Below are 19,070 nucleotides of genomic sequence, written 5' to 3'. Positions count from 1 at the left end.
GTACTAAGCTTTTGTTAGTTCTGTGATTATCGCATCAGCAGTTAGCTTTTGCTGTTCGCCGCTTTGCATGTTTTTAAAGGTTAATTGTCCGCTTTGTACCTCATCGCTGCCAATCACTACGACGTAAGGAATGTTTTTATTATTGGCATAGTCTAACTGTTTTTTGATTTTAGCACCGGCCGGGTACAATTCGGCATTGATGCTGCGGTTACGCAACTGCTGCAGCAATGGTAAAGCGTAAGTTTCGCCAGCTGCATCGAACGGGCAAATCAATACCCGGGTGGTTTGATTGCTGGCTGCCGGGAAAAGATTTAACTCCTCAAGCACGTCGTAAATACGGTCGGCACCAAAAGAGATACCGGCACCGGTAAGGCCTTTTAAGCCGAACATTCCGGTCAGGTCATCATAACGGCCACCACCACCGATGCTGCCCATGGCAACCTCGTTGGTTTTAACCTCAAAGATGGCTCCGGTGTAATAATTTAAACCGCGGGCCAGGGTAATGTCTAGCTCAACGGTAGCCTTTTTCAGGGTAAAGCTTTGCAGATAGGTAAAAATGGTTTCCAGTTCGGTAATACCTTTTAGGCCTACAGTAGACGAAGCCAGAATGGTTTTCAGTTTTTCCAGCTTTTCGGTATTGCTGCCCTGCAGTAAAATCACCGGTTCTAACTGGTCAATGTCGGCTTGAGTAAAACCTTTGGTCAATAACTCGTTCACTACGCCATCCAAACCAATTTTATCCAGTTTGTCAATAGCTACGGTCATGTCCACAATCAGCTCCGGCTTGCCAATAATTTCCGCAATGCCAGACAGTATTTTGCGGTTGTTGATTTTGATGTTGAAATCGGTTAAACCTAATTGACTCAACGCTTCATCATAAATCAATATAAACTCGGCCTCGTTTAATAACGAATCAGAGCCTACCACATCAGCATCACACTGATAAAACTCGCGGTAGCGGCCCTTTTGCGGCCTGTCGGCACGCCAAACCGGCTGTACCTGGAAACGTTTAAACGGAAAGGTAATTTCGTTTTGGTGCTGCACTACGTAACGGGCAAACGGTACGGTTAGGTCGTAGCGCAGGGCTTTTTCTGATATGGATGGGGCAACTGCATTAGAATTTCTGGCATTTAGGGCCTGTTCGTTAATTTTAGCTAAGTAATCGCCGCTGTTAAGCACTTTAAAAATCAGCTTGTCGCCTTCTTCGCCGTATTTACCGGTTAGGGTACCCAGGTTTTCCATCGTAGGCGTTTCTATTTGCTGATAGCCGTATTTGCGGAAAACTGATTTAATGGTGTCGAATATATAATTACGTTTTACCATTTCGGCCGGCGAGAAATCGCGCATGCCTTTAGGTACAGAAGGTTTAACAGATGCCATGCCGCAAAAGTAAACATTTGAAGCATTTTGCCGAATACAGGCTTTGGCAAGCTTTTATAAAACTAATAAGGCGCTTTAAATCTCGTTTAAGCGCCTTATTGTATTCGTTATTTTATAAATGGTCAATCAATCTGCAAGTGGGCATACTCTCTGATGAGGTCTTTACAGCCGCCCTCAATTAAGCGGTAAACCGGTTCAAACTGGTTGTTGTCATAATAAGGGTCGGGCACTTCTTTATCATTTAGCAATAACCTTACTTTGGCTGCATCCTGCTCATTGCGGGCTAATGATAGTACATCCGAAAGGTTATTACGATCCATTACTAAAATCAGGTCGAAACGGTCAAAATCAGCCACTTTAAACTGACGGCATACCTGCCGGCTAATGTTGACACCAAAACGTTGTGCTGTGCGTACAGAGCGCCTGTCAGGCCCCTCTCCCACGTGCCAGCTGCCTGTACCTGCCGAGTCAACGGTCCAGTCTAAATGATGTTCATCAGCCAGGTGCTGCATTACACCTTCCGCCAGCGGCGAACGGCAAATATTGCCCAGACAAACCATGAGGATTTTCATACTATCCAAATATCTGGTTTAACAAGCCAGCGAGGTGTACGCCTGCTTTTAGCAGTTGCTCATTAAGAGAGCCTACATATTTAAAGTTGTACCTGTAGTTCAACACCTCGTCGTGCTTGGTATTGGCATAAATATTTTCGGCCAGTTCTTTACTGTCAAATAACCATTTGCTTATCGGTTCCTGCTGCCAGGCGGTACGTTGCGCCGGTGTGGTAAAATTAATGGCGTTAGTATATTCGGTAAAGCTGAGGTTTTGAAACTCGATGAGCTTACTGTCCCATACCGAATGCAGGTTGCTTTCTTCTTTAAACCACATTACCTTAAAATCGTTACCGCCCTTATCATCAGTATGTGCGGTATGCATGGGCTGATGAATGTCTTCTACAATATGGATCACCATGCGCAGGTACAAAAGCTTTTTATCCTGAGCCAGATTTTTCTTTTTAAGCTCGCCTGCCATAAAGTTTAGTTTGGTATAGGCATCTACGCTGGTATCCTGCCTCAAAAAGGTTTGCAGTTCCGGATAGGTATAGGCCTTATCAAAATCAACATAATGCCATGATGATAAATAGCTGTAGTTAGGATCTGATTTGATAAAATCGGCCCAGGTGCTGGCCATGGCCACCGACTCGTTACCCAAAATAGCTTTTATTGCTAAACGGGCTTTGGGTGTTAAATAGCTGGAGGCAATCTGGCCGGCAATGCGGTGGCCTTTATCGCCCCAAGCCATGCTATGCAACGGTGCATACATAATGGCAGCCGCCAAAATCAGTTTCTTAAAAAAAGTAGTTTTCATGTATTACAATGGTTTGGGAACACAAGCAGTTCTTTTAACAAGGTGCAGGTTGGATGGCAGGATACTGCCTGTACTGGTAAATTTAACGGTAGAATCAGATGTTTTAACGGTCTTAAAATAATCTTCGTACACGCCCGAACGAAAACAGCCACCAGGGTCTTTAAGGCTATAATCGGCGTTACAGAAAAAACCCCGCAGGTGCAGTGTATCGTTACGCTGATCGTAGTGGCCTTTGGCATACTCGGTCCATTGGCCTTTGTTCATGCAGGTATCAGCGCCGTAGTTTATTTTGCTGAATGATTGCATGGCTACAAAAAACGAATCGCAGCTAAATTTAAATTGGTACAAGGTGTAATTGACCAGTTGGCGGTGCACCGCTTCAGGATGTTGCTGCCATTCGCCCTGTAAAAAGGCAACGCCCGGGCTTTGTACGTTGGCATTAGGGCTGCACGAAAACAGAGATAATAGCCAGCAGCAAAGCAGCAGCGCAGGAACAGAAGAAGTAAAACGCCGAATAGATTGGATTTTTAACATAAACAAAAAGCCCTCCCCGTTTGGGGAGGGTTTAGAAAGGGTTTTATTTTAAACTTCCAATCATGTCTTCGGGGCGTACCCATTGGTCAAACTGTTCGCTGTTTAACAGCTCCAGTTCAATGGCGGCCTCGCGCAATGATTTATTTTCCTTCAACGCTTTTTTAGCAATTTTGGCAGCGTTTTCATAACCAATGTGTGGGTTCAACGCGGTTACCAGCATCAAAGAGTTTTCCAGGTGCTTTTTAATACCATCGTAATTAGGCTCAATACCTTCAGTACAATGGTCGGTAAATGATACGCAGGCATCGCCAATTAAACGTGCGGATTGCAGGAAATTAGCCGCCATTACCGGTTTAAATACGTTAAGCTCATAATGGCCATTTGAGCCACCTATGGCAATAGCTACATCATTACCCATTACCTGGGCGGCAACCATCGTTACGGCTTCGTTTTGGGTAGGATTTACTTTACCCGGCATAATAGATGAGCCTGGTTCGTTATCCGGAATATGAATTTCGCCAATGCCCGAACGCGGACCAGAAGCCAGCATACGGATATCGTTAGCAATTTTCATCAACGATACGGCAATTTGTTTTAAAGCACCGTGAGTTTCTACAATGGCATCGTGAGCTGCCAGGGCCTCAAACTTGTTTTCGGCAGTGATAAATGGCAGGCCGGTAAATTGTGCAATGTACTCAGCTACTTTTACATCATAACCTTTAGGGGTGTTGATACCGGTACCTACCGCAGTACCGCCTAAAGCCAGCTCTGATAAGTGAGCCAGTGTATTACGCAATGCGCGTAAGCCGTGGTCTAACTGTGATACATAACCCGAAAACTCCTGGCCTAAGGTAAGCGGCGTAGCATCCATCAAATGGGTACGACCAATTTTAACCACGTTCATAAACTGCTCTGATTTGCGTTTCAGCGATTCGCGCAGTTTTTCGACACCCGGAATGGTTACGTCTACTAAAATTTTGTAGGCCGCAATGTGCATCGCCGTGGGGTAGGTATCGTTTGATGATTGTGATTTATTAACGTCATCATTCGGGTGAACAAAGGTTTTACCCTCGCCTAAAGCATTACCCTGCAATACGTGTGCACGGTTGGCCACCACTTCGTTCACGTTCATGTTTGATTGCGTGCCCGAACCGGTTTGCCAGATAACCAGCGGAAACTCGCTGTCTAACTGACCGGCTAAAATTTCGTCACAAACCTGGGCAATCAGGTCGCGTTTTTCGGCAGGTAATACGCCTAAATCGGTGTTGGTATAAGCAGCAGCTTTTTTAAGGTAGGCAAAAGCCGCAATGATTTCCTTAGGCATTGATGCCTCCGGACCAATTTTAAAGTTGTTACGCGAACGCTCAGTTTGCGCTCCCCAATATTTATCGGCCGGTACTTGTACCGCACCCATGGTGTCATGCTCGGTTCTGAAACTCATTAATTTGCTGTTTTTAATGCAGCGCAAAGTTAGGGATTAGATGTAAGAAACAAGGACTGATTTACATTGAATTTTAGTGAGTTTTCAGTTATAATGTGCACCCATATCAATAATTAATTGGCACAAATGCTATGATTTAACCACTTTAGCGGCATGACGATTAAAGACGCTCAGCAACTGGTTGATCAGTGGATTAATACGACCGGTATACGCTATTTTAACGAACTGACTAATACAGCCATTTTAATGGAGGAGGTTGGCGAAGTGGCCCGTATCATGGCGCGGCAATATGGCGAACAGTCTTTCAAAAAATCAGATACTGAAGTGAACCTGGCAGATGAAATGGCAGATGTATTGTTTGTACTGATTTGCCTGGCTAACCAAACCGGTATTGATTTAACAGATGCCCTGAACAAAAACTTGGAGAAAAAAAGCATCCGTGATGCCAACCGGCATCGGAATAACGAGAAGTTGAAGTAAAATTTCGTAGATTATTACAACTGCTTAGGTCAATTGATAATGCTGACCCGGCGTCAGGCATTCGTTTAGTTTCCGGTCGAAGGGATTTAAATCGCTGATGTGATCTACCGGTCCAAAAAAGGAAAGACCAATCAGGCATACATCAGGCCTACATTGATTAATAAAGCGGTCATAAAAGCCTTTGCCATAACCTACACGATAGCCTTGCTTATCAAAAGCCAAAAGGGGTACCAGTATCATATCAATCTGAGCAGGGTCAACCAGGTTTCCGGTTACAGGTTCGGGTATACCGAAGGCATTAATAGCTAATTCGAGCGACTCATCATCCGCAAAATTTTGCATAGTGTGATGGGCAAAATCAGCTTTAGGAAATACACGACTGATTTGCGGGTGATTGACCTCCAGCCACTGCCTGATTAAAAACGTATCAGGCTCCTTACGTGCATGAATGGGTAAAAACAAATGGATAACCTTTACTGCCGACAAATCCAGTTGTTGAAACTGCTTTAGCAACGCTTGATTTAAATGGTCATATTCCGCCTGTGATAACTGCTTGCGTTTGGCAATATATAGTTTACGTATTTCGGCTTTTGTCATAATAATGATATTAATTCAATTATTTAGACGACTCACGAAGTGTTTAAAACAAGAAAAGGCTCTAAAAATTAGAACCTCTCCTTGTATATAAATAGTATGATTAACCCTTTACACGCTCTATGTAAGCACCGGTAGCGGTATCTACTTTCACTTTATCGCCCTCATTGATAAATAAAGGAACGCGAATTTCGGCACCGGTTTCAACAGTGGCCGCTTTTAATGCGTTGGTTGAGGTATCGCCTTTAACGGCAGGTTCTGAGTAAGTAATTTCCAGCTCAACAGAGGCAGGGGCTTGTGCCATAATCGGCTCATCGCTTTCAAAAGCAATAATTACGTTTACACCCTCTTTTAAAAATTTAACGGCATTGCCAAATAAAAACTTAGGTATGTTAAATTGCTCGTAAGTGGCGTTATCCATTACTACCAGGTCATTACCATCTTCGTACAAATATTGGTAATCGCTGGTTTCAACGCGGGCAATAGTTACCTCTTCGTCTGTACGGAAACGATATTCAACCAGTTTGCCGCTTTTTACGTTGCGCATACGTGCCTGGTAAAAAGCGCGCAAGTTGCCTGGGGTACGGTGTATAAATTCTTCCACCTGCACTAAGTCGCCGTTAAAGCGAAGTATATTCCCGTTTTTTATTTCTGATGCTTTAGACATAACAAATTTTTCGTGGCCCAAACTTAGGGACTTATCAGCAAACAATCAAGCAGTTATTGCTGGGTGGTTACCAGGTCGGCATCGGCATTATTAAACTAAATACCTGCAAGAATTAAAGTTTAGCAGATTTAAGATTTGTAGTCGGTGATATTTAACTGTTTAGTGCAAAAGCTGTATTCATGCTCTTGGTTAGAGCCAACAATAATTAACCGGTTACCGACCATTTGTTTAACCAGTTGCAAATACCAGTTAATGCCTTGTTTGTCCAGGTTTGAGGTGGGCTCGTCGAGCATTAGGATGGCCGTATCTGAGCAAAACGCTAAAGCAAGTTTTAAGCGCTGTTTCATGCCCGATGAAAAGTATTTAACCATTTTGTGCCTGCTGCTCTTCATTCCCAACAAGTCAATAAGTTCAACACGACTCATGCCGGTAACATACGGTTTAAATTGAAAGTGAAAATCAATTACTTCGGTCAGGCTAAAATCTTCAATGAGTTCTAAATAGGGAGCTGCCAGGCTAATATGCTGAAATACTTTTTCAACATCCGCAGGCTGATTATTTTCGGTGAAAGTTACTTTACCTGCTGATGGAGATAAACTGCCGTTGAGCAATTGCAACAGCGTAGATTTGCCAGATCCATTCGGACCGAGCACGGCATAATTATTACCCGACAAAAAAGAATAATCAATACCCTTAAATATCCAGTCGCGGTTAAAGCGACGGCCGGCATCCTGCAAGGTAATTTGTATTTGCAAACTCATGATGAACAGTTTACAGCATCAGTCAGTAATTCAAGTTGAATCTGCTCAATGCTATAAATTGCAGCGGTTAATTTAGTTGTTACCAAACCCTTTCATGATACCACGCTGCGAGCTTTGGATGAAATTTAAAATCTCATCACGCTCTTCTGTCGGTCGGAAATCAGCTTCGATAATACCCATGGCTTTACTTACATTGCTGTTTTTAACAAACAACGTACGGTAAATATCCTGTATCTCGTTAATCTTATCTTCGCTAAAGCCACGGCGGCGTAAACCTACCGAGTTAATACCTGCATATGATAGTGGTTCGCGGGCTGCTTTTACGTAAGGTGGTACATCTTTGCGCACCAGTGAGCCGCCTGTTACAAAGGCATGTGAACCGATATTACAAAATTGGTGAATAGCCACCATACCCGCCAATACCACAAAATCGCCAACGGTTACGTGACCGGCAATAGTGGTATTATTAGAAAAAATACAGTTGTTGCCAATTACGCAATCATGTGCCACGTGGCAATAGGCCATAATCAGGCAGTTGCTGCCAATTTCAGTTTTCCAGTGGTCTTTAGTACCGCGGTTAATGGTAACACACTCGCGGATGGTGGTATTGTCGCCAATAACGGCCTGTGTGCTTTCGCCTTTAAACTTCAAATCCTGCGGAATAGCAGAGATGACTGCACCCGGAAATATACGGCAGTTTTTACCGATGCGGGCACCATCCATGATGGTAACGTTTGAGCCTATCCAGGTACCCTCTCCTATTTCAACGTCTTTATGTATGGTAGCAAAGGGATCGATAATAACATTATCGGCTATTTTAGCTTGCGGATGTATATACGCTAACGGCTGGATCATCACTTACTTGTATTTTACAATTTGCGCCATTAGTTCGGCTTCAACCACAATTTTCTCACCAACCATCCCTATGCCTTTCATCTGCGCAATGCCACGACGAATAGGCGCAATCAGATCACATCTAAATATCAGGGTATCTCCTGGTAGTACTTTATCTTTAAAGCGGGCATTTTCTATTTTCAGGAACAGCGTAAGCCAGTTTTCCGGGTCGGGCACTGTATTTAACACTAATATACCGCCGGTTTGCGCCATAGCTTCGATTTGAAGAACACCCGGCATTACTGGTGCTCCCGGAAAGTGACCCACAAAAAATGGCTCATTCATGGTTACAGCCTTTAAGCCCACCACATGTGTTTTAGTAAGCTCTAAAATTTTATCAACCAACAGCATTGGCGGACGATGCGGCAGAATGTTCATAATCTGCACGGTATCGTATACCGGTTTAGCATTAGGGTTGTAAACTTTAACGTGCTTACGGCTGCGTTCTTTTTTTATTAATGCTTTTATTTTTTTTGCAAATGCTACGTTAGCTGCGTGGCCCGGACGGGCAGCCATAATGTGGCCGCGCAGTGGTACGCCAACCAGTGCTAAATCGCCAATCATGTCCAGCAGTTTATGGCGTGCAGGCTCATTTTGGTGGCGCAGTTCAATGTTGTTTAATATACCTTGAGGGGCAACATCAATATCTTCACGGTTAAACAGTTTAGCCAAATGCTGCAGCTCCTGTTCGTCCACATGTTTATCAACCACTACAATTGCATTGTTGATGTCGCCGCCTTTAATCAGGTTATGTTTCAGCAACATCTCCAGCTCATGTAAAAAACAGAAAGTACGACTGCTGGCCACCTCTTTCTTAAACTCGGAGATTGAAGAAATAGTAGCATGCTGAGTACCTAATACAGGCGAATTATAATCAACCATACAGGTAAAGCGGTAGTCGTCATCCAACGGCATGGCAACCATTTCTACCTTACGGTCGGTCTCAGAGTAATGTATGTTATAAGGGATATGATAATATTCGCGGTCGGCATCCTGCTCTTTCCAGCCGGCTTCGGCAATGGCCGATACAAACGGCATCGAACTGCCATCCATAATCGGAGTTTCGGGGCCATTAAGATCTATTAGTACGTTATCCAGCTCTAAACCAACCAACGCGGCCAGTACATGCTCAACTGTGCTTACGCTGGCACCGTTTTGTGTTAAGGTAGTACCTCTTGAGGTATCAGTTACATTGTCCACATCGGCATCAATGATCGGTGCATCAGGCAGGTCAACCCTTCTGAATTTAAAACCATGATTTTCGGGCGCAGGATTGAAAATCATGGTTACACTTTGGCCGGTATGCAGTCCGGTTCCAGATACGGCGACAGGGGCCTTAATAGTTCTTTGCTTTACGTTCATATACTTGGAGTGCTGCATCAGTGAATGATTTCTTGCTTGTTACGCAGCTCAGCAATGGTTTTTTCTAAATCTTCTATTTGTCTTTTAAGCTCGGGCAACTGGTGTACAATTAACTGCGAACGTAAAAAGCCTTGATAGGGCTGCACAATCATGCCCCCCCATTTCTTTCCTTCTTCAACAATACTGCGGTTTATTCCGCTTTGTGCTTGTATTTGCGATCCTTTTGCAATAGTAATGTGCCCTGCAACGCCTACCTGGCCGCCCATAATAACGCGCTCGCCAATTTTGGTACTGCCTGATATTCCTGTTTGTGCAGCAATTACAGTATGGCTGCCAATCTCGGCATTGTGCGCTATTTGTATAAGATTATCAAGCTTTACCCCTTTATGTATTACGGTCGACCCCATGGTAGCACGGTCAATAGTGGTATTGGCGCCAACTTCCACATCATCTTCAATCACTACATTACCAATCTGGCTTACTTTGCTGTAAGTACCTGATGATGTTGGGGCAAATCCAAACCCGTCGCTGCCTATTACGGCACCCGCATGTATTACTACATTGTTACCTATTACACAATCAGCATAAATTTTTACGCCTGCAAAAAGGGTTACATTATCACCTAAAGTTACGTTATCGCCAACATAACAATTGGGATAAATTTTGCAGTTATTGCCCGTTTTGGCCTTATTACCAAGATAAGCAAAAGCCCCAATGTAATTATTATGGCCAACCGAAGCGGCAGCATCAATATAGCTGGGTTGCTCGATGCCCGTTTTATTAAGCTTAAGGGTATTATATTTTTCCAGAAGGATGGAAAATGAATGGTAAGCATCCTTAACACGGATTAACGTAGCAGTAACAGGTTCTGTTATTGTAAGTAATTCATTCACAATAACTACCGAAGCTTGGGTGCTATATAAGAACTGCTCGTATTTGGGGTTAGCCAAAAATGACAGCGCACCCTCCCGGGCTTCTTCAATTTTGGCCAGCGTATTGACAATAACCTCAGGGTTACCCTCAACGGTTCCGTTCAGCATCAAACCTATTTCCTGAGCAGTAAATTGCATCGGACAAATTTAAAGGTTAAAAGTTAAGCAACAAATTATAAACACAGTGTTAACAGGTTATATCAGGTCTTTAGTATAGCAAAATATATATTTTTCTACAGTTTTAGCTAAAGCTTCCAAATTCGAGTTATCACTTGCAGTTGTAATATCTTTAATGGCGCCGCCTTTCATCAGTATTTTGATGTTGGCATCCCCTACTTTATAGGCATTATTACTAATCACATCAGTAAATACGAAGTATCCGGCGTCTTCGAAACTAACGTTGTAAAATTTCATTGCTTTTTGTCTTAATTCATCCACCCGCACAGCATCAGGTTTGGTGTTGGTAATATCAACCTGGTACAAGCGGCGCTGAATAAAGCTTTGGCATAATTTAGAAAGAACTTTGTCCGGATGACCAATCCACACTTTAACCGCTGCCATAATATCTGTATCATCAAGGCAGGTAAAGGTTTCGATATGATGGTCTTCGTTGATGAACTGTTCTTTTGAGATGTTTTTTTGCAGAAAATGTTTTAATGCCGTTGTCGAAAATAATTCATGCCCTTGTAAAGAGAGCAATCTGGCGCGCTGTAATATTTTGCCCAGCATCTGCTCGCCCGAGGTAACGGTTTTGTGTAAATACACCTGCCAGTACATAAGGCGGCGGGCCACCAAAAATTTTTCGATAGAATAAATACCTTTTTCTTCCACCACAATGGCGTCATCTACTACGTTCAGCATTTTGATAATACGTTCTGAACTGATTATGCCTTCAGATACTCCGGTATAAAAGCTGTCGCGGTTCAGGTAGTCAAGGCGGTCCATATCCAGCTGACTGGATACCAGTTGGTAAAGAAATTTTTTAGGATAGGTATCATTAAATATCTCAATAGCCATATCTAAAAAACCGCCAAAGCGCTCATTAAGCTTGTTCATGAGCAGTGTCGAAATATCTTCATGGTCAATACCCTGCACAATATGTTTTTCGAGCGCATGCGAAAACGGGCCATGGCCAATATCATGCAGCAGTATGGCAATCATTACCGATTCTTCTTCTTCGGCGGTAATATTGTGGCCTTTATCGCAAAGTGTTTTGACCGCCAGTTGCATCAGGTGCATAGCACCCAAGGCATGATGGAAACGGGTATGCAGCGCGCCTGGATAAACCAGGTGCGTCATGCCTAATTGCTTAATATACCGTAAACGCTGAAAGTAAGGGTGCTCCATCAAATCGAACACCAAATCGGTAGGAATGTTAATAAACCCGTAAACAGGATCGTTTATTATTTTTTTCTTGTTCAAGCTTAGTTGCTGTATAATTTTGCAAAAGTGTTAAATTACTGCTATCTACCAACAAATGAAATGTTATTTTTTGTTAAGAGAACTATATAAATAACAACAAAACCTACACATATAAGTTATAAACCCAACATATTTATCATAGAATGCAAGAAACTACCATACTTTGGGCCGACGACGAAATAGATTTACTGAAACCCCATATATTATTTTTAACCGAAAAAGGCTATAAAGTAAAAACGGCTACTAACGGCTCCGATGCGCTTGAATTATTCAGGAACGATTATTATGACCTGGTTTTTTTAGATGAAAATATGCCGGGCCTTACCGGACTGGAAACACTGACTCAAATCAAAGCTATTAATGCTGATGTGCCTATTGTACTGATTACTAAAAATGAGGAAGAGCCGATGATGGAAGATGCCATTGGGTCTAAAATTGACGATTACCTCATTAAACCGGTAAATCCCAAACAGATTTTACTGACCATTAAGAAGCTCACTGAAAATAAGCGCCTGGTGACTGAAAAAACCACCATGGCTTACCAACAAGATTTCCGTACGCTGGGCATGACCCTGAACGATAACCTGAGCTACCAGGAATGGGTAGATGTATACAAAAAATTGATTTACTGGGAATTGGAGCTGGAGCGGCTGGAAGATGCCGGTATGCACGAAATATTAACATTGCAGAAAGCTGAAGCTAATGTGCAGTTTTGCAAGTTTATAGAAAAGAATTACCTCAATTGGTTAAAAAATCCGGATAGTTCTCCGATACTTTCACATCAGCTGTTTAAAAAGAAAGTATTTCCGAAGCTTGATAATACCCCGGTATTTTTTATCCTGATTGACAATCTGCGTTATGATCAGTTTAAGATTATTAACCCTATTATTTCAGAATATTTCAGGTTAGAAGAAGAAGAAACCTATTACAGCATTTTGCCCACAGCTACTCAATATGCACGTAATGCCATATTTGCCGGCCTGATGCCTTTGGATATGGAAAAACGCTTTCCGGGCATGTGGCAAAATGATGAAGATGAAGGCGGTAAAAACCTGCACGAAGAAGCGTTTCTGGCTGATCAGATTAAACGGGTGTTACGTAAAGACTGCAAGTTCTCTTACAATAAAATATTAAATATTGACGAAGGACGTGCGTTGAATGATTCGGTGAACAACCTGATGAACAACGATCTGAACGTGGTGGTGTATAACTTTGTGGATATGCTGTCGCATGCCCGTACCGATATGCAAATGATCAGGGAATTAGCCAGTGATGATGCTGCTTACCGTTCGCTTACCTTATCGTGGTTTGAGCATTCGCCTTTGTTAGATTTGCTTAAGTTTTTATCTCAAAAGCAAGTGAAGGTGATTATTACTACCGACCATGGTACTATTAAAGTGAAAAATCCGAGTAAAATTATCGGCGATAAAAACACCAATACTAACCTGCGTTACAAACAAGGTAAAAACCTTAATTTTAATGCTAAAGAGGTGTTTCATATCCGTAACCCGCATGATGCCATGCTGCCTAAGTTACATGTGAGCAGTAGTTTTGCCTTTGCTAAAGAGGATAGCTATTTTGTATACCCGAACAACTACAACCATTTTGTGAACTTTTATAATGAAACGTTTCAGCATGGTGGTATATCGCTCGAAGAAATGATTATACCGGTAATTACCTATGGTGTAAAATAAAGCAATTCGTTTATTTTTGTATTAAATAAACAGCAATATGCCACCTTAAACAAGGTGGCATATTGTATTATTGAGGATATGATGAACAGGCAGACATCAATAGATATTGTTTCTTTAACTGAGCTTCCGTCAGTAGCACAAGCCTTGCTGAACTTTGCAGAAGGCCAGAAAATATTTTTGTTTTATGGGCAAATGGGTGCGGGTAAAACAACATTTATCAAAACCCTGTGCGAAAGCTTACGTGTAACCGAACCGGTTACCAGCCCTACATTCTCTATTGTGAATGAATATAACGGTAATAGTTCCAAAATATATCATTTTGATTTTTACCGCCTTAAAAGGCAGGACGAAGCGTTAGATATGGGCTATGAAGAATACTTTTATTCAAACCAGTATTGCTTTATTGAGTGGCCGGAAAAGATTCCGGATTTGTTGCCTTTACACTTTATTAAAGTAAGCATTACGGTTAGCAACGAGCAGTTACGCCGGTTTACCTTCGAAAGTATTTAGCACATATTGTTTTAAATTTGCGTACCTTCAACCATTCCGTTTTAGATGTTTCTAAAGCAGGCTGGCTAATATTTTGAATACATGAGCTCTGGGTTATATAGTGGATTTTCTGATGTGGCCAAGCAGGCCATGATGCAGCCGCAAGAATCAATGCTGGCTACTAAAAGTAAAAAAAATACACTTTATATCGGTATTCCCCGAGAAACGTCTTTTCAGGAAAACCGGATAACACTCACCCCTCTTTCGGTTGCATTACTGGTAAATAACGGGCACGAAGTACTGTTGGAAACCAATGCCGGTAAAGCCGCTAATTTTTTGGATAACCATTACAGTGAGCAGGGTGCTCAGATAGTTTACGATACCAAAAAGGTTTACGAGGCCGATATCATTATTAAAGTAGCGCCACCCACCATGGCCGAAATTGAACTGATGAAGCCAGGGCAAATCTTAATCTCCACGTTGCAACCGTCTACTTTAAAAGCTGAATGTTTGCATGCGCTGATTAACAAACGTATTACTGCTCTTTCATTTGAGCATTTGCGTGATGAAGGCGGCATATTAAGCGTGGTAAGAGCGATGAGCGAAATTGTAGGTGCTACATCAATATCTATTGCTGCCGAGTACTTAAGCAACGTGTTTGGCGGCAAGGGCCTGATGCTGGGAGGAATTACCGGAGTGCCTCCAACCGAAATTGTAATTTTGGGTGCCGGTACCGTTGGCGAATATGCTGCACGTACAGCCATTTCATTAGGTGCCGAAGTTAAAGTATTCGACCCATCTATTTACAAATTACGCCGCTTACAAAATAATATTGGCAGCCGGGTATTTACCTCGGTCATTCAGCCTATTGTGTTAGAAAAAGCCATTACTACCTGTGATGTTGTAATTGGTGCGCTCCGCACTGAAGATGGCCGCAGCCCGTGTATCATTACCGAAAACACGGTAAGCCGGATGAAACCTAATTCGGTATTGATTGACGTGAGCATTGACCAGGGCGGTTGTTTCGAAACCTCAGAAATTACTAATCATACACATCCAACATTTCGCAAGTACGATGTAATACACTATTGTGTGCCTAACATTGCATCGCGTGTTGCACGTACCGCTACTTATGCGCTAACTAACATTTTTACCCCCATCCTATTAGATATCGGCGAAAATGGTGGTATAAACAATGTGATCTGGCAAAAAACAGGGATACGTAATGCGGTATATATTTACCACGGGCAATTAACAAACAAACATTTGGGCGAACGTTTTAACATCCCATGCAAAGATCTCGATTTGCTGATTGTGTCTAACCGCTAAAGCTTTATTTTTTATTGTTTAAACACTGCTGGTATATTGGTGGTATGATGCGGTGCTCCGTAATGGCTGATGGTAAGTTTGGCCGTTTCGTCTTTGTCAACTACTATCCTGAACAGCATGTCGTAATCACCATCCGTAAGGGTTTCAAAGGGGACGGTAGCACCAAAGGATTTAGCCAGGGGAATAACGGTGTTGGAATGACTTACGATCAGAACCTCCTTACCTTTTTGATTTTGCAACACCTCGGCAGCAAAAGTTTTAAAGTCTTTAGCTGTATAAGTAATAATTTTTAATTGACGTGCAGCGGCTGCAGGCTCACCGGTACTGGTGGTGCGCTTGTATGGGGTACTATAAACTGCATCAATTTTTTGCTTTTTAAGCACTGCTGCCAAATCCTGAGCGCGTTTGCCGCCATCGGCAGTTAGATCAGGGTCGGTGTTGCTCATGGCTCCTTCTGCGTGTTTTTCGGCATGGCGTACTAACCAAATAGTAGTTTTTTGCGCATAGGTGTTTAAAGTACCAATCAGCATTACAGCCCACAATAAGGAAACAACTCTTTTTAACATATGTTAACAGCTTATATACTAATGTAACTACTTCGTTTAAAACAAATATGTTTAAATGTAATTTATTAAAGAAACTACTGCTATTGGTATGAGTGTATTTAGTAAACAGTATTTAAAAAGTTTATGGAAAGTTTTGGTAGCAACCTTTTCCGGTTTTATTGATGATAATGGTTTAAAATTGAGTGCCTCCCTGGCCTATTATACTATTTTCTCTATTGCCCCATTGCTGATCTTGATACTCTCATTGGCAGGCATCTTTTTAGGACCTGATGCTGCATCAGCAAGGTTATATGGACAGATAGACCAGTATGTAGGTAAAGAAGCTGCCAAGCAAATTCAGGATATCGTAAAAAACCTGCAGTTTTCAGGTAAAAGCGGGTTGGCTTTAGTATCAGGTATTGTTACCCTGTTACTGGGTGCAAGCAGTATATTTTTAGAAATCCAAGATTCTATCAACACGATATGGAGGGTAAAAGCTAAACCTAAAAAAGGTTGGTTAAAAATGCTGCAAAATCGCTTCCTTTCGTTTTCGCTTATTATTAGTTTAGGTTTCTTGTTATTAGCCTCTTTACTGGTTAACGTAGTTGTAAATGCAGTGAGCGAACGTATAGGACGCTTTTTACCTGAAATTACGCAGCAACTCATCGTGTTAGTAAATTTAGGTATATCGTTTTTGGTTATTGCAATCCTTTTTGGAATCGTGTTTAAGTTCTTACCGGATGTAAAAATCAAATTCAAAGACGTGCGTTCGGGTGCGTTTTTTACCGCTATTCTTTTTATGTTGGGACAGTTTTTAATAGGCTTATATTTAAGATATTCGGCCCAAAGTTCCGCTTATGGTGCTGCTGGATCGGTAATTATACTATTATTGTGGATATACTATACTGCGGCCATACTTTACATAGGAGCTGAGTTTACACAGGTATATGCCGAAGCTAATTGCAGCCATATAGAACCTGCTGATTATGCTGTACATATACAGCAAACTGAGATAGAGCACGATGTAAAACAGTTGCCGCCGCAAAATCCGGAACTTAAGGGGCAATTTAAGAAAGATGGGTAATATTTCTTAAATAACAAAAGTGCATTTTTAATGCGCTTTTGTTATTTTGCAGTGAAGCATTTTATAATATTTTTATTTTAAATGAATTCTGATTGAATTAAATACATAAATGCTTTGGTGATTGCCGATATATACAGAAGTATGTATCTTTAGCTCAACCAATTATAAACTTAAATTGTACCGGATAACATGTATCGCCAGATATCTGTTTTTATCCGTCTGTATACTTTCCCTGTCTGTTGCCGTTAGTGCTCAGCAATTCAGTATCAACGAAAACCAAAAACAGGTAAAAGTCCGTTTTCAGATCGTGCGGGACATGGTGGTTATTCCTTTGTTTATCAATCAGAAGGGCCCGTTCAATTTTGTTTTAGATACCGGCGTAGGACTGATGATTATTACTGACCCTACCCTGGTTGACTCTATAAACATTAATAACCGTCATATTTTAAAAATGTATGGGACTGGCAATGATGTTGTTTTTGAAGCTTACGCTACTGCACACTTAAATATTTCGATAAATCAGAAACTGATAGGCGAAGATATATCTGCGGCGATATTAAAAGACGATCATTTTGGCTTGTCCAATTATGCCGGGATGCCTATACACGGGCTGTTGGGCTATGAGTTTTTTTCGAATCTTGCGGTAAAAGTTAACTTTATGGACAGTACGTTAACCGTAGCCAAACCAGGCAAATTTAAACCTCTAAAACGTGGCATTATTTTACCTATCGGCGTTGAAGAGCACAAACCTTACTTTACAACTAAAATTCTGCTACCCAACGGAAAATACACAACTAAAAAGCTTTTGATTGATTTAGGTGCAGGTCACGCTTTATCTATAGAAAGCTGGCCACCGTATGCAGGCATTCAAAAAAAAGTTATTGCAGCTAATTTGGGTGTAGGTTTAACAGGGCCGGTTAATGGTTATATTAGCCGGGTAGGAGAGTTGTACTTAGGCAAATATAAGTTTACGGGGGTAATCACCTCTTTTCCGGACAGTAATGTACATGTTAATTATATTGTTCCGCGAGATGGGAGTTTAGGAATGGGCACCTTAAAAAGGTTTTTACTGGTGTTTGATTATAAAAACCAGAGGATGTATCTTAAGCCTAACACGAGATTTAAAGAGCCGTTTGAGCATGACATGTCTGGAATGGAATATTATGCAAGCGGAAAAGACTACGAACATATTATTGTAAGCCGTGTAGAATCAGGATCGGCTGCTGACGAGGCTGGAATTGAAGCTAATGATCAAATTACCAAGGTTAACTTTAAACCGGTAAGCCGCATGACAGTAACCGAAATTGATAACCTGTTGAAATCAAAAGAAAACCGTAATATTTTGATCGAGGTTTACCGTAACAAAGTGTTTGAAACGGTAGTGCTTACTTTAAAAAAGCGAATTTAAATAATAGCGATGGGCGGGTCCTGCCTGCCTGTTAAGCAGACAGGACCTACATACAGCATGCTTATTTAAGCTGGCTAATATTTTCGTAAAATGCAGTTTGCAAATCAAGTAGCGAACGTACTTTCAGTTTTTCTCCATAGGTGTCAAAGCATATATAACTGCTTTTTTCCGGCTCTTTGGCATTTAGCTTTTCTAAAAAGTTAAAGGTCTCAAAAAAGTAATGCCGTGTGGTTACATTCTTTTTTTGATCGGTTTGTGATGAATTTAGCCTAAATCCCATCAATTTTGTCCAGTCCCGGACCTTGGATTGCAAATTTGCGCGCAGGGTTCTCATTGGTTGTCTTTTTACAATTGATTATTACAACAGATTAATTTTGGGGGTTAAGTCGTAACCATCAGTTAATAATAGCATAACAAGATGTTTAAAATGGCTACATAAAACCGCGCACAACTTCCTCACATTTCATGCCATAATTATTAATTAGTTCTTGATAATCAATAAAATATAATACTGAACATTATTTAAAGATTTACTATAGGGTATTATATACAGCAACTATGTTTTAACCTACAGAAAACAATATCTGACTAATAATCTGTTGTCAATCAGTTAATAACATTTTGGTCAGTAACGTTTTTTATAAAAGTAACTACGTTAATTTATAGACCGGAAAAACGATAAACTT

The 19,070-nt window shown here is 41.5% G+C and carries 20 protein-coding genes; 6 read left to right on the top strand and 14 right to left on the bottom strand.

From position 1 onward, the window contains the following. Positions 1 to 3: 3 nt before the first annotated feature. The 5 genes from hisS to fumC all read right to left on the bottom strand — a co-directional run bounded on the left by hisS (position 4) and on the right by fumC (position 4,723). Positions 4 to 1,380 (bottom strand): histidine--tRNA ligase, encoded by a 1,377-nt coding sequence (gene hisS, locus AAGR14_RS22655; protein WP_342646525.1) that lies wholly within the window; start codon positions 1,378 to 1,380, stop codon positions 4 to 6. A gap of 122 nt (positions 1,381 to 1,502) precedes the next feature. Further along, positions 1,503 to 1,952: a low molecular weight protein-tyrosine-phosphatase gene (locus AAGR14_RS22650; protein WP_342646524.1), complete on the bottom strand. Its 450-nt coding sequence runs from the start codon at positions 1,950 to 1,952 to the stop codon at positions 1,503 to 1,505. Between the two features lies 1 nt (position 1,953). Further along, complete coding sequence (locus tag AAGR14_RS22645) at positions 1,954 to 2,748, bottom strand: S1/P1 nuclease (protein ID WP_342646523.1); 795 nt, start codon at positions 2,746 to 2,748, stop codon at positions 1,954 to 1,956. Between the two features lie 3 nt (positions 2,749 to 2,751). Further along, on the bottom strand, positions 2,752 to 3,282 hold the full coding sequence (locus AAGR14_RS22640; RefSeq protein WP_342646522.1) for a fumarate hydratase: 531 nt from the start codon (positions 3,280 to 3,282) through the stop codon (positions 2,752 to 2,754). A gap of 43 nt (positions 3,283 to 3,325) precedes the next feature. Further along, on the bottom strand, positions 3,326 to 4,723 hold the full coding sequence (gene fumC, locus AAGR14_RS22635; protein WP_342646521.1) for a class II fumarate hydratase: 1,398 nt from the start codon (positions 4,721 to 4,723) through the stop codon (positions 3,326 to 3,328). Positions 4,724 to 4,876: 153 nt separating this feature from the next. Here fumC and AAGR14_RS22630 point away from each other — a divergent pair, with 153 nt between their 5' ends. After that, entirely contained in the window at positions 4,877 to 5,203 is a 327-nt protein-coding gene (locus AAGR14_RS22630; RefSeq protein ID WP_342646520.1) for a nucleotide pyrophosphohydrolase, read from the top strand. Positions 5,204 to 5,227: 24 nt separating this feature from the next. Here the strand turns inward: AAGR14_RS22630 and AAGR14_RS22625 are convergent, their stop codons facing one another. The 7 genes from AAGR14_RS22625 to AAGR14_RS22595 all read right to left on the bottom strand — a co-directional run bounded on the left by AAGR14_RS22625 (position 5,228) and on the right by AAGR14_RS22595 (position 11,835). Further along, a complete protein-coding gene (locus AAGR14_RS22625; protein ID WP_342646519.1) occupies positions 5,228 to 5,800 on the bottom strand; it encodes a 5-formyltetrahydrofolate cyclo-ligase in 573 nt (190 codons plus the stop codon). A gap of 100 nt (positions 5,801 to 5,900) precedes the next feature. Beyond that, entirely contained in the window at positions 5,901 to 6,464 is a 564-nt protein-coding gene (gene efp, locus AAGR14_RS22620; protein WP_342646518.1) for an elongation factor P, read from the bottom strand. Between the two features lie 128 nt (positions 6,465 to 6,592). Beyond that, positions 6,593 to 7,225, bottom strand: coding sequence for an ATP-binding cassette domain-containing protein (locus tag AAGR14_RS22615; RefSeq protein ID WP_342646517.1), 633 nt, complete (start codon positions 7,223 to 7,225; stop codon positions 6,593 to 6,595). Between the two features lie 72 nt (positions 7,226 to 7,297). Then, positions 7,298 to 8,080 carry an acyl-ACP--UDP-N-acetylglucosamine O-acyltransferase gene (gene lpxA / locus AAGR14_RS22610; RefSeq protein WP_342646516.1) on the bottom strand — a complete coding sequence of 261 codons (783 nt, stop codon included), beginning with the start codon at positions 8,078 to 8,080 and terminating at the stop codon, positions 7,298 to 7,300. A gap of 3 nt (positions 8,081 to 8,083) precedes the next feature. Then, positions 8,084 to 9,481 carry a bifunctional UDP-3-O-[3-hydroxymyristoyl] N-acetylglucosamine deacetylase/3-hydroxyacyl-ACP dehydratase gene (locus AAGR14_RS22605; protein ID WP_342648716.1) on the bottom strand — a complete coding sequence of 466 codons (1,398 nt, stop codon included), beginning with the start codon at positions 9,479 to 9,481 and terminating at the stop codon, positions 8,084 to 8,086. Between the two features lie 17 nt (positions 9,482 to 9,498). Beyond that, entirely contained in the window at positions 9,499 to 10,551 is a 1,053-nt protein-coding gene (gene lpxD / locus AAGR14_RS22600) for a UDP-3-O-(3-hydroxymyristoyl)glucosamine N-acyltransferase (protein ID WP_342646515.1), read from the bottom strand. Positions 10,552 to 10,608: 57 nt separating this feature from the next. Next, positions 10,609 to 11,835, bottom strand: coding sequence for an HD domain-containing protein (locus AAGR14_RS22595; protein ID WP_342646514.1), 1,227 nt, complete (start codon positions 11,833 to 11,835; stop codon positions 10,609 to 10,611). A gap of 143 nt (positions 11,836 to 11,978) precedes the next feature. Here AAGR14_RS22595 and AAGR14_RS22590 point away from each other — a divergent pair, with 143 nt between their 5' ends. From AAGR14_RS22590 to AAGR14_RS22580, 3 genes are all read left to right on the top strand, one after another. Then, entirely contained in the window at positions 11,979 to 13,529 is a 1,551-nt protein-coding gene (locus AAGR14_RS22590) for a PglZ domain-containing protein (protein WP_342646513.1), read from the top strand. Between the two features lie 78 nt (positions 13,530 to 13,607). Further along, the gene (gene tsaE, locus AAGR14_RS22585) at positions 13,608 to 14,039 is read left to right on the top strand and encodes a tRNA (adenosine(37)-N6)-threonylcarbamoyltransferase complex ATPase subunit type 1 TsaE (protein ID WP_342646512.1); all 432 of its coding nucleotides are present in this window, start codon (positions 13,608 to 13,610) and stop codon (positions 14,037 to 14,039) included. An 81-nt stretch (positions 14,040 to 14,120) separates the two neighbouring features. Next, entirely contained in the window at positions 14,121 to 15,347 is a 1,227-nt protein-coding gene (locus AAGR14_RS22580) for an alanine dehydrogenase (protein ID WP_342646511.1), read from the top strand. An 11-nt stretch (positions 15,348 to 15,358) separates the two neighbouring features. Here the strand turns inward: AAGR14_RS22580 and AAGR14_RS22575 are convergent, their stop codons facing one another. Then, a complete protein-coding gene (locus tag AAGR14_RS22575) occupies positions 15,359 to 15,913 on the bottom strand; it encodes a phosphoglycerate mutase family protein (RefSeq protein WP_342646510.1) in 555 nt (184 codons plus the stop codon). A gap of 88 nt (positions 15,914 to 16,001) precedes the next feature. Here AAGR14_RS22575 and AAGR14_RS22570 point away from each other — a divergent pair, with 88 nt between their 5' ends. Together AAGR14_RS22570 and AAGR14_RS22565 are read left to right on the top strand one after the other, a co-directional pair. After that, positions 16,002 to 16,976: a YihY/virulence factor BrkB family protein gene (locus tag AAGR14_RS22570; protein ID WP_342646509.1), complete on the top strand. Its 975-nt coding sequence runs from the start codon at positions 16,002 to 16,004 to the stop codon at positions 16,974 to 16,976. 175 nt (positions 16,977 to 17,151) lie between these two features. Then, positions 17,152 to 18,384, top strand: coding sequence for a PDZ domain-containing protein (locus AAGR14_RS22565; RefSeq protein WP_342646508.1), 1,233 nt, complete (start codon positions 17,152 to 17,154; stop codon positions 18,382 to 18,384). A 61-nt stretch (positions 18,385 to 18,445) separates the two neighbouring features. Here AAGR14_RS22565 and AAGR14_RS22560 read toward each other — a convergent pair whose 3' ends face one another. After that, complete coding sequence (locus AAGR14_RS22560; RefSeq protein WP_342646507.1) at positions 18,446 to 18,718, bottom strand: hypothetical protein; 273 nt, start codon at positions 18,716 to 18,718, stop codon at positions 18,446 to 18,448. Between the last annotated feature and the right edge of the window lie 352 nt (positions 18,719 to 19,070).

It is taken from the genome of Mucilaginibacter sp. CSA2-8R (assembly GCF_038806765.1).
Taxonomy (GTDB): domain Bacteria; phylum Bacteroidota; class Bacteroidia; order Sphingobacteriales; family Sphingobacteriaceae; genus Mucilaginibacter.
The sequence above is the reverse complement of the archived record's forward strand: the minus strand, read 5'-3'. Positions and strand labels throughout refer to the sequence as shown.

Coding starts and splice junctions, on each gene's coding strand:
- AAGR14_RS22615 (WP_342646517.1), bottom strand. CDS start 7,225: ATGAGTTTGCAAATACAAATTACCTTGCAGGATGCCGGCCGTCGCTTT.
- AAGR14_RS22560 (WP_342646507.1), bottom strand. CDS start 18,718: ATGAGAACCCTGCGCGCAAATTTGCAATCCAAGGTCCGGGACTGGACA.
- AAGR14_RS22575 (WP_342646510.1), bottom strand. CDS start 15,913: ATGTTAAAAAGAGTTGTTTCCTTATTGTGGGCTGTAATGCTGATTGGT.
- AAGR14_RS22590 (WP_342646513.1), top strand. CDS start 11,979: ATGCAAGAAACTACCATACTTTGGGCCGACGACGAAATAGATTTACTG.
- AAGR14_RS22645 (WP_342646523.1), bottom strand. CDS start 2,748: ATGAAAACTACTTTTTTTAAGAAACTGATTTTGGCGGCTGCCATTATG.
- fumC (WP_342646521.1), bottom strand. CDS start 4,723: ATGAGTTTCAGAACCGAGCATGACACCATGGGTGCGGTACAAGTACCG.
- tsaE (WP_342646512.1), top strand. CDS start 13,608: ATGATGAACAGGCAGACATCAATAGATATTGTTTCTTTAACTGAGCTT.
- efp (WP_342646518.1), bottom strand. CDS start 6,464: ATGTCTAAAGCATCAGAAATAAAAAACGGGAATATACTTCGCTTTAAC.
- AAGR14_RS22640 (WP_342646522.1), bottom strand. CDS start 3,282: ATGTTAAAAATCCAATCTATTCGGCGTTTTACTTCTTCTGTTCCTGCG.
- AAGR14_RS22630 (WP_342646520.1), top strand. CDS start 4,877: ATGACGATTAAAGACGCTCAGCAACTGGTTGATCAGTGGATTAATACG.
- AAGR14_RS22580 (WP_342646511.1), top strand. CDS start 14,121: ATGAGCTCTGGGTTATATAGTGGATTTTCTGATGTGGCCAAGCAGGCC.
- AAGR14_RS22570 (WP_342646509.1), top strand. CDS start 16,002: ATGAGTGTATTTAGTAAACAGTATTTAAAAAGTTTATGGAAAGTTTTG.
- AAGR14_RS22625 (WP_342646519.1), bottom strand. CDS start 5,800: ATGACAAAAGCCGAAATACGTAAACTATATATTGCCAAACGCAAGCAG.
- lpxD (WP_342646515.1), bottom strand. CDS start 10,551: ATGCAATTTACTGCTCAGGAAATAGGTTTGATGCTGAACGGAACCGTT.
- hisS (WP_342646525.1), bottom strand. CDS start 1,380: ATGGCATCTGTTAAACCTTCTGTACCTAAAGGCATGCGCGATTTCTCG.
- lpxA (WP_342646516.1), bottom strand. CDS start 8,080: ATGATCCAGCCGTTAGCGTATATACATCCGCAAGCTAAAATAGCCGAT.
- AAGR14_RS22650 (WP_342646524.1), bottom strand. CDS start 1,952: ATGAAAATCCTCATGGTTTGTCTGGGCAATATTTGCCGTTCGCCGCTG.
- AAGR14_RS22605 (WP_342648716.1), bottom strand. CDS start 9,481: ATGAACGTAAAGCAAAGAACTATTAAGGCCCCTGTCGCCGTATCTGGA.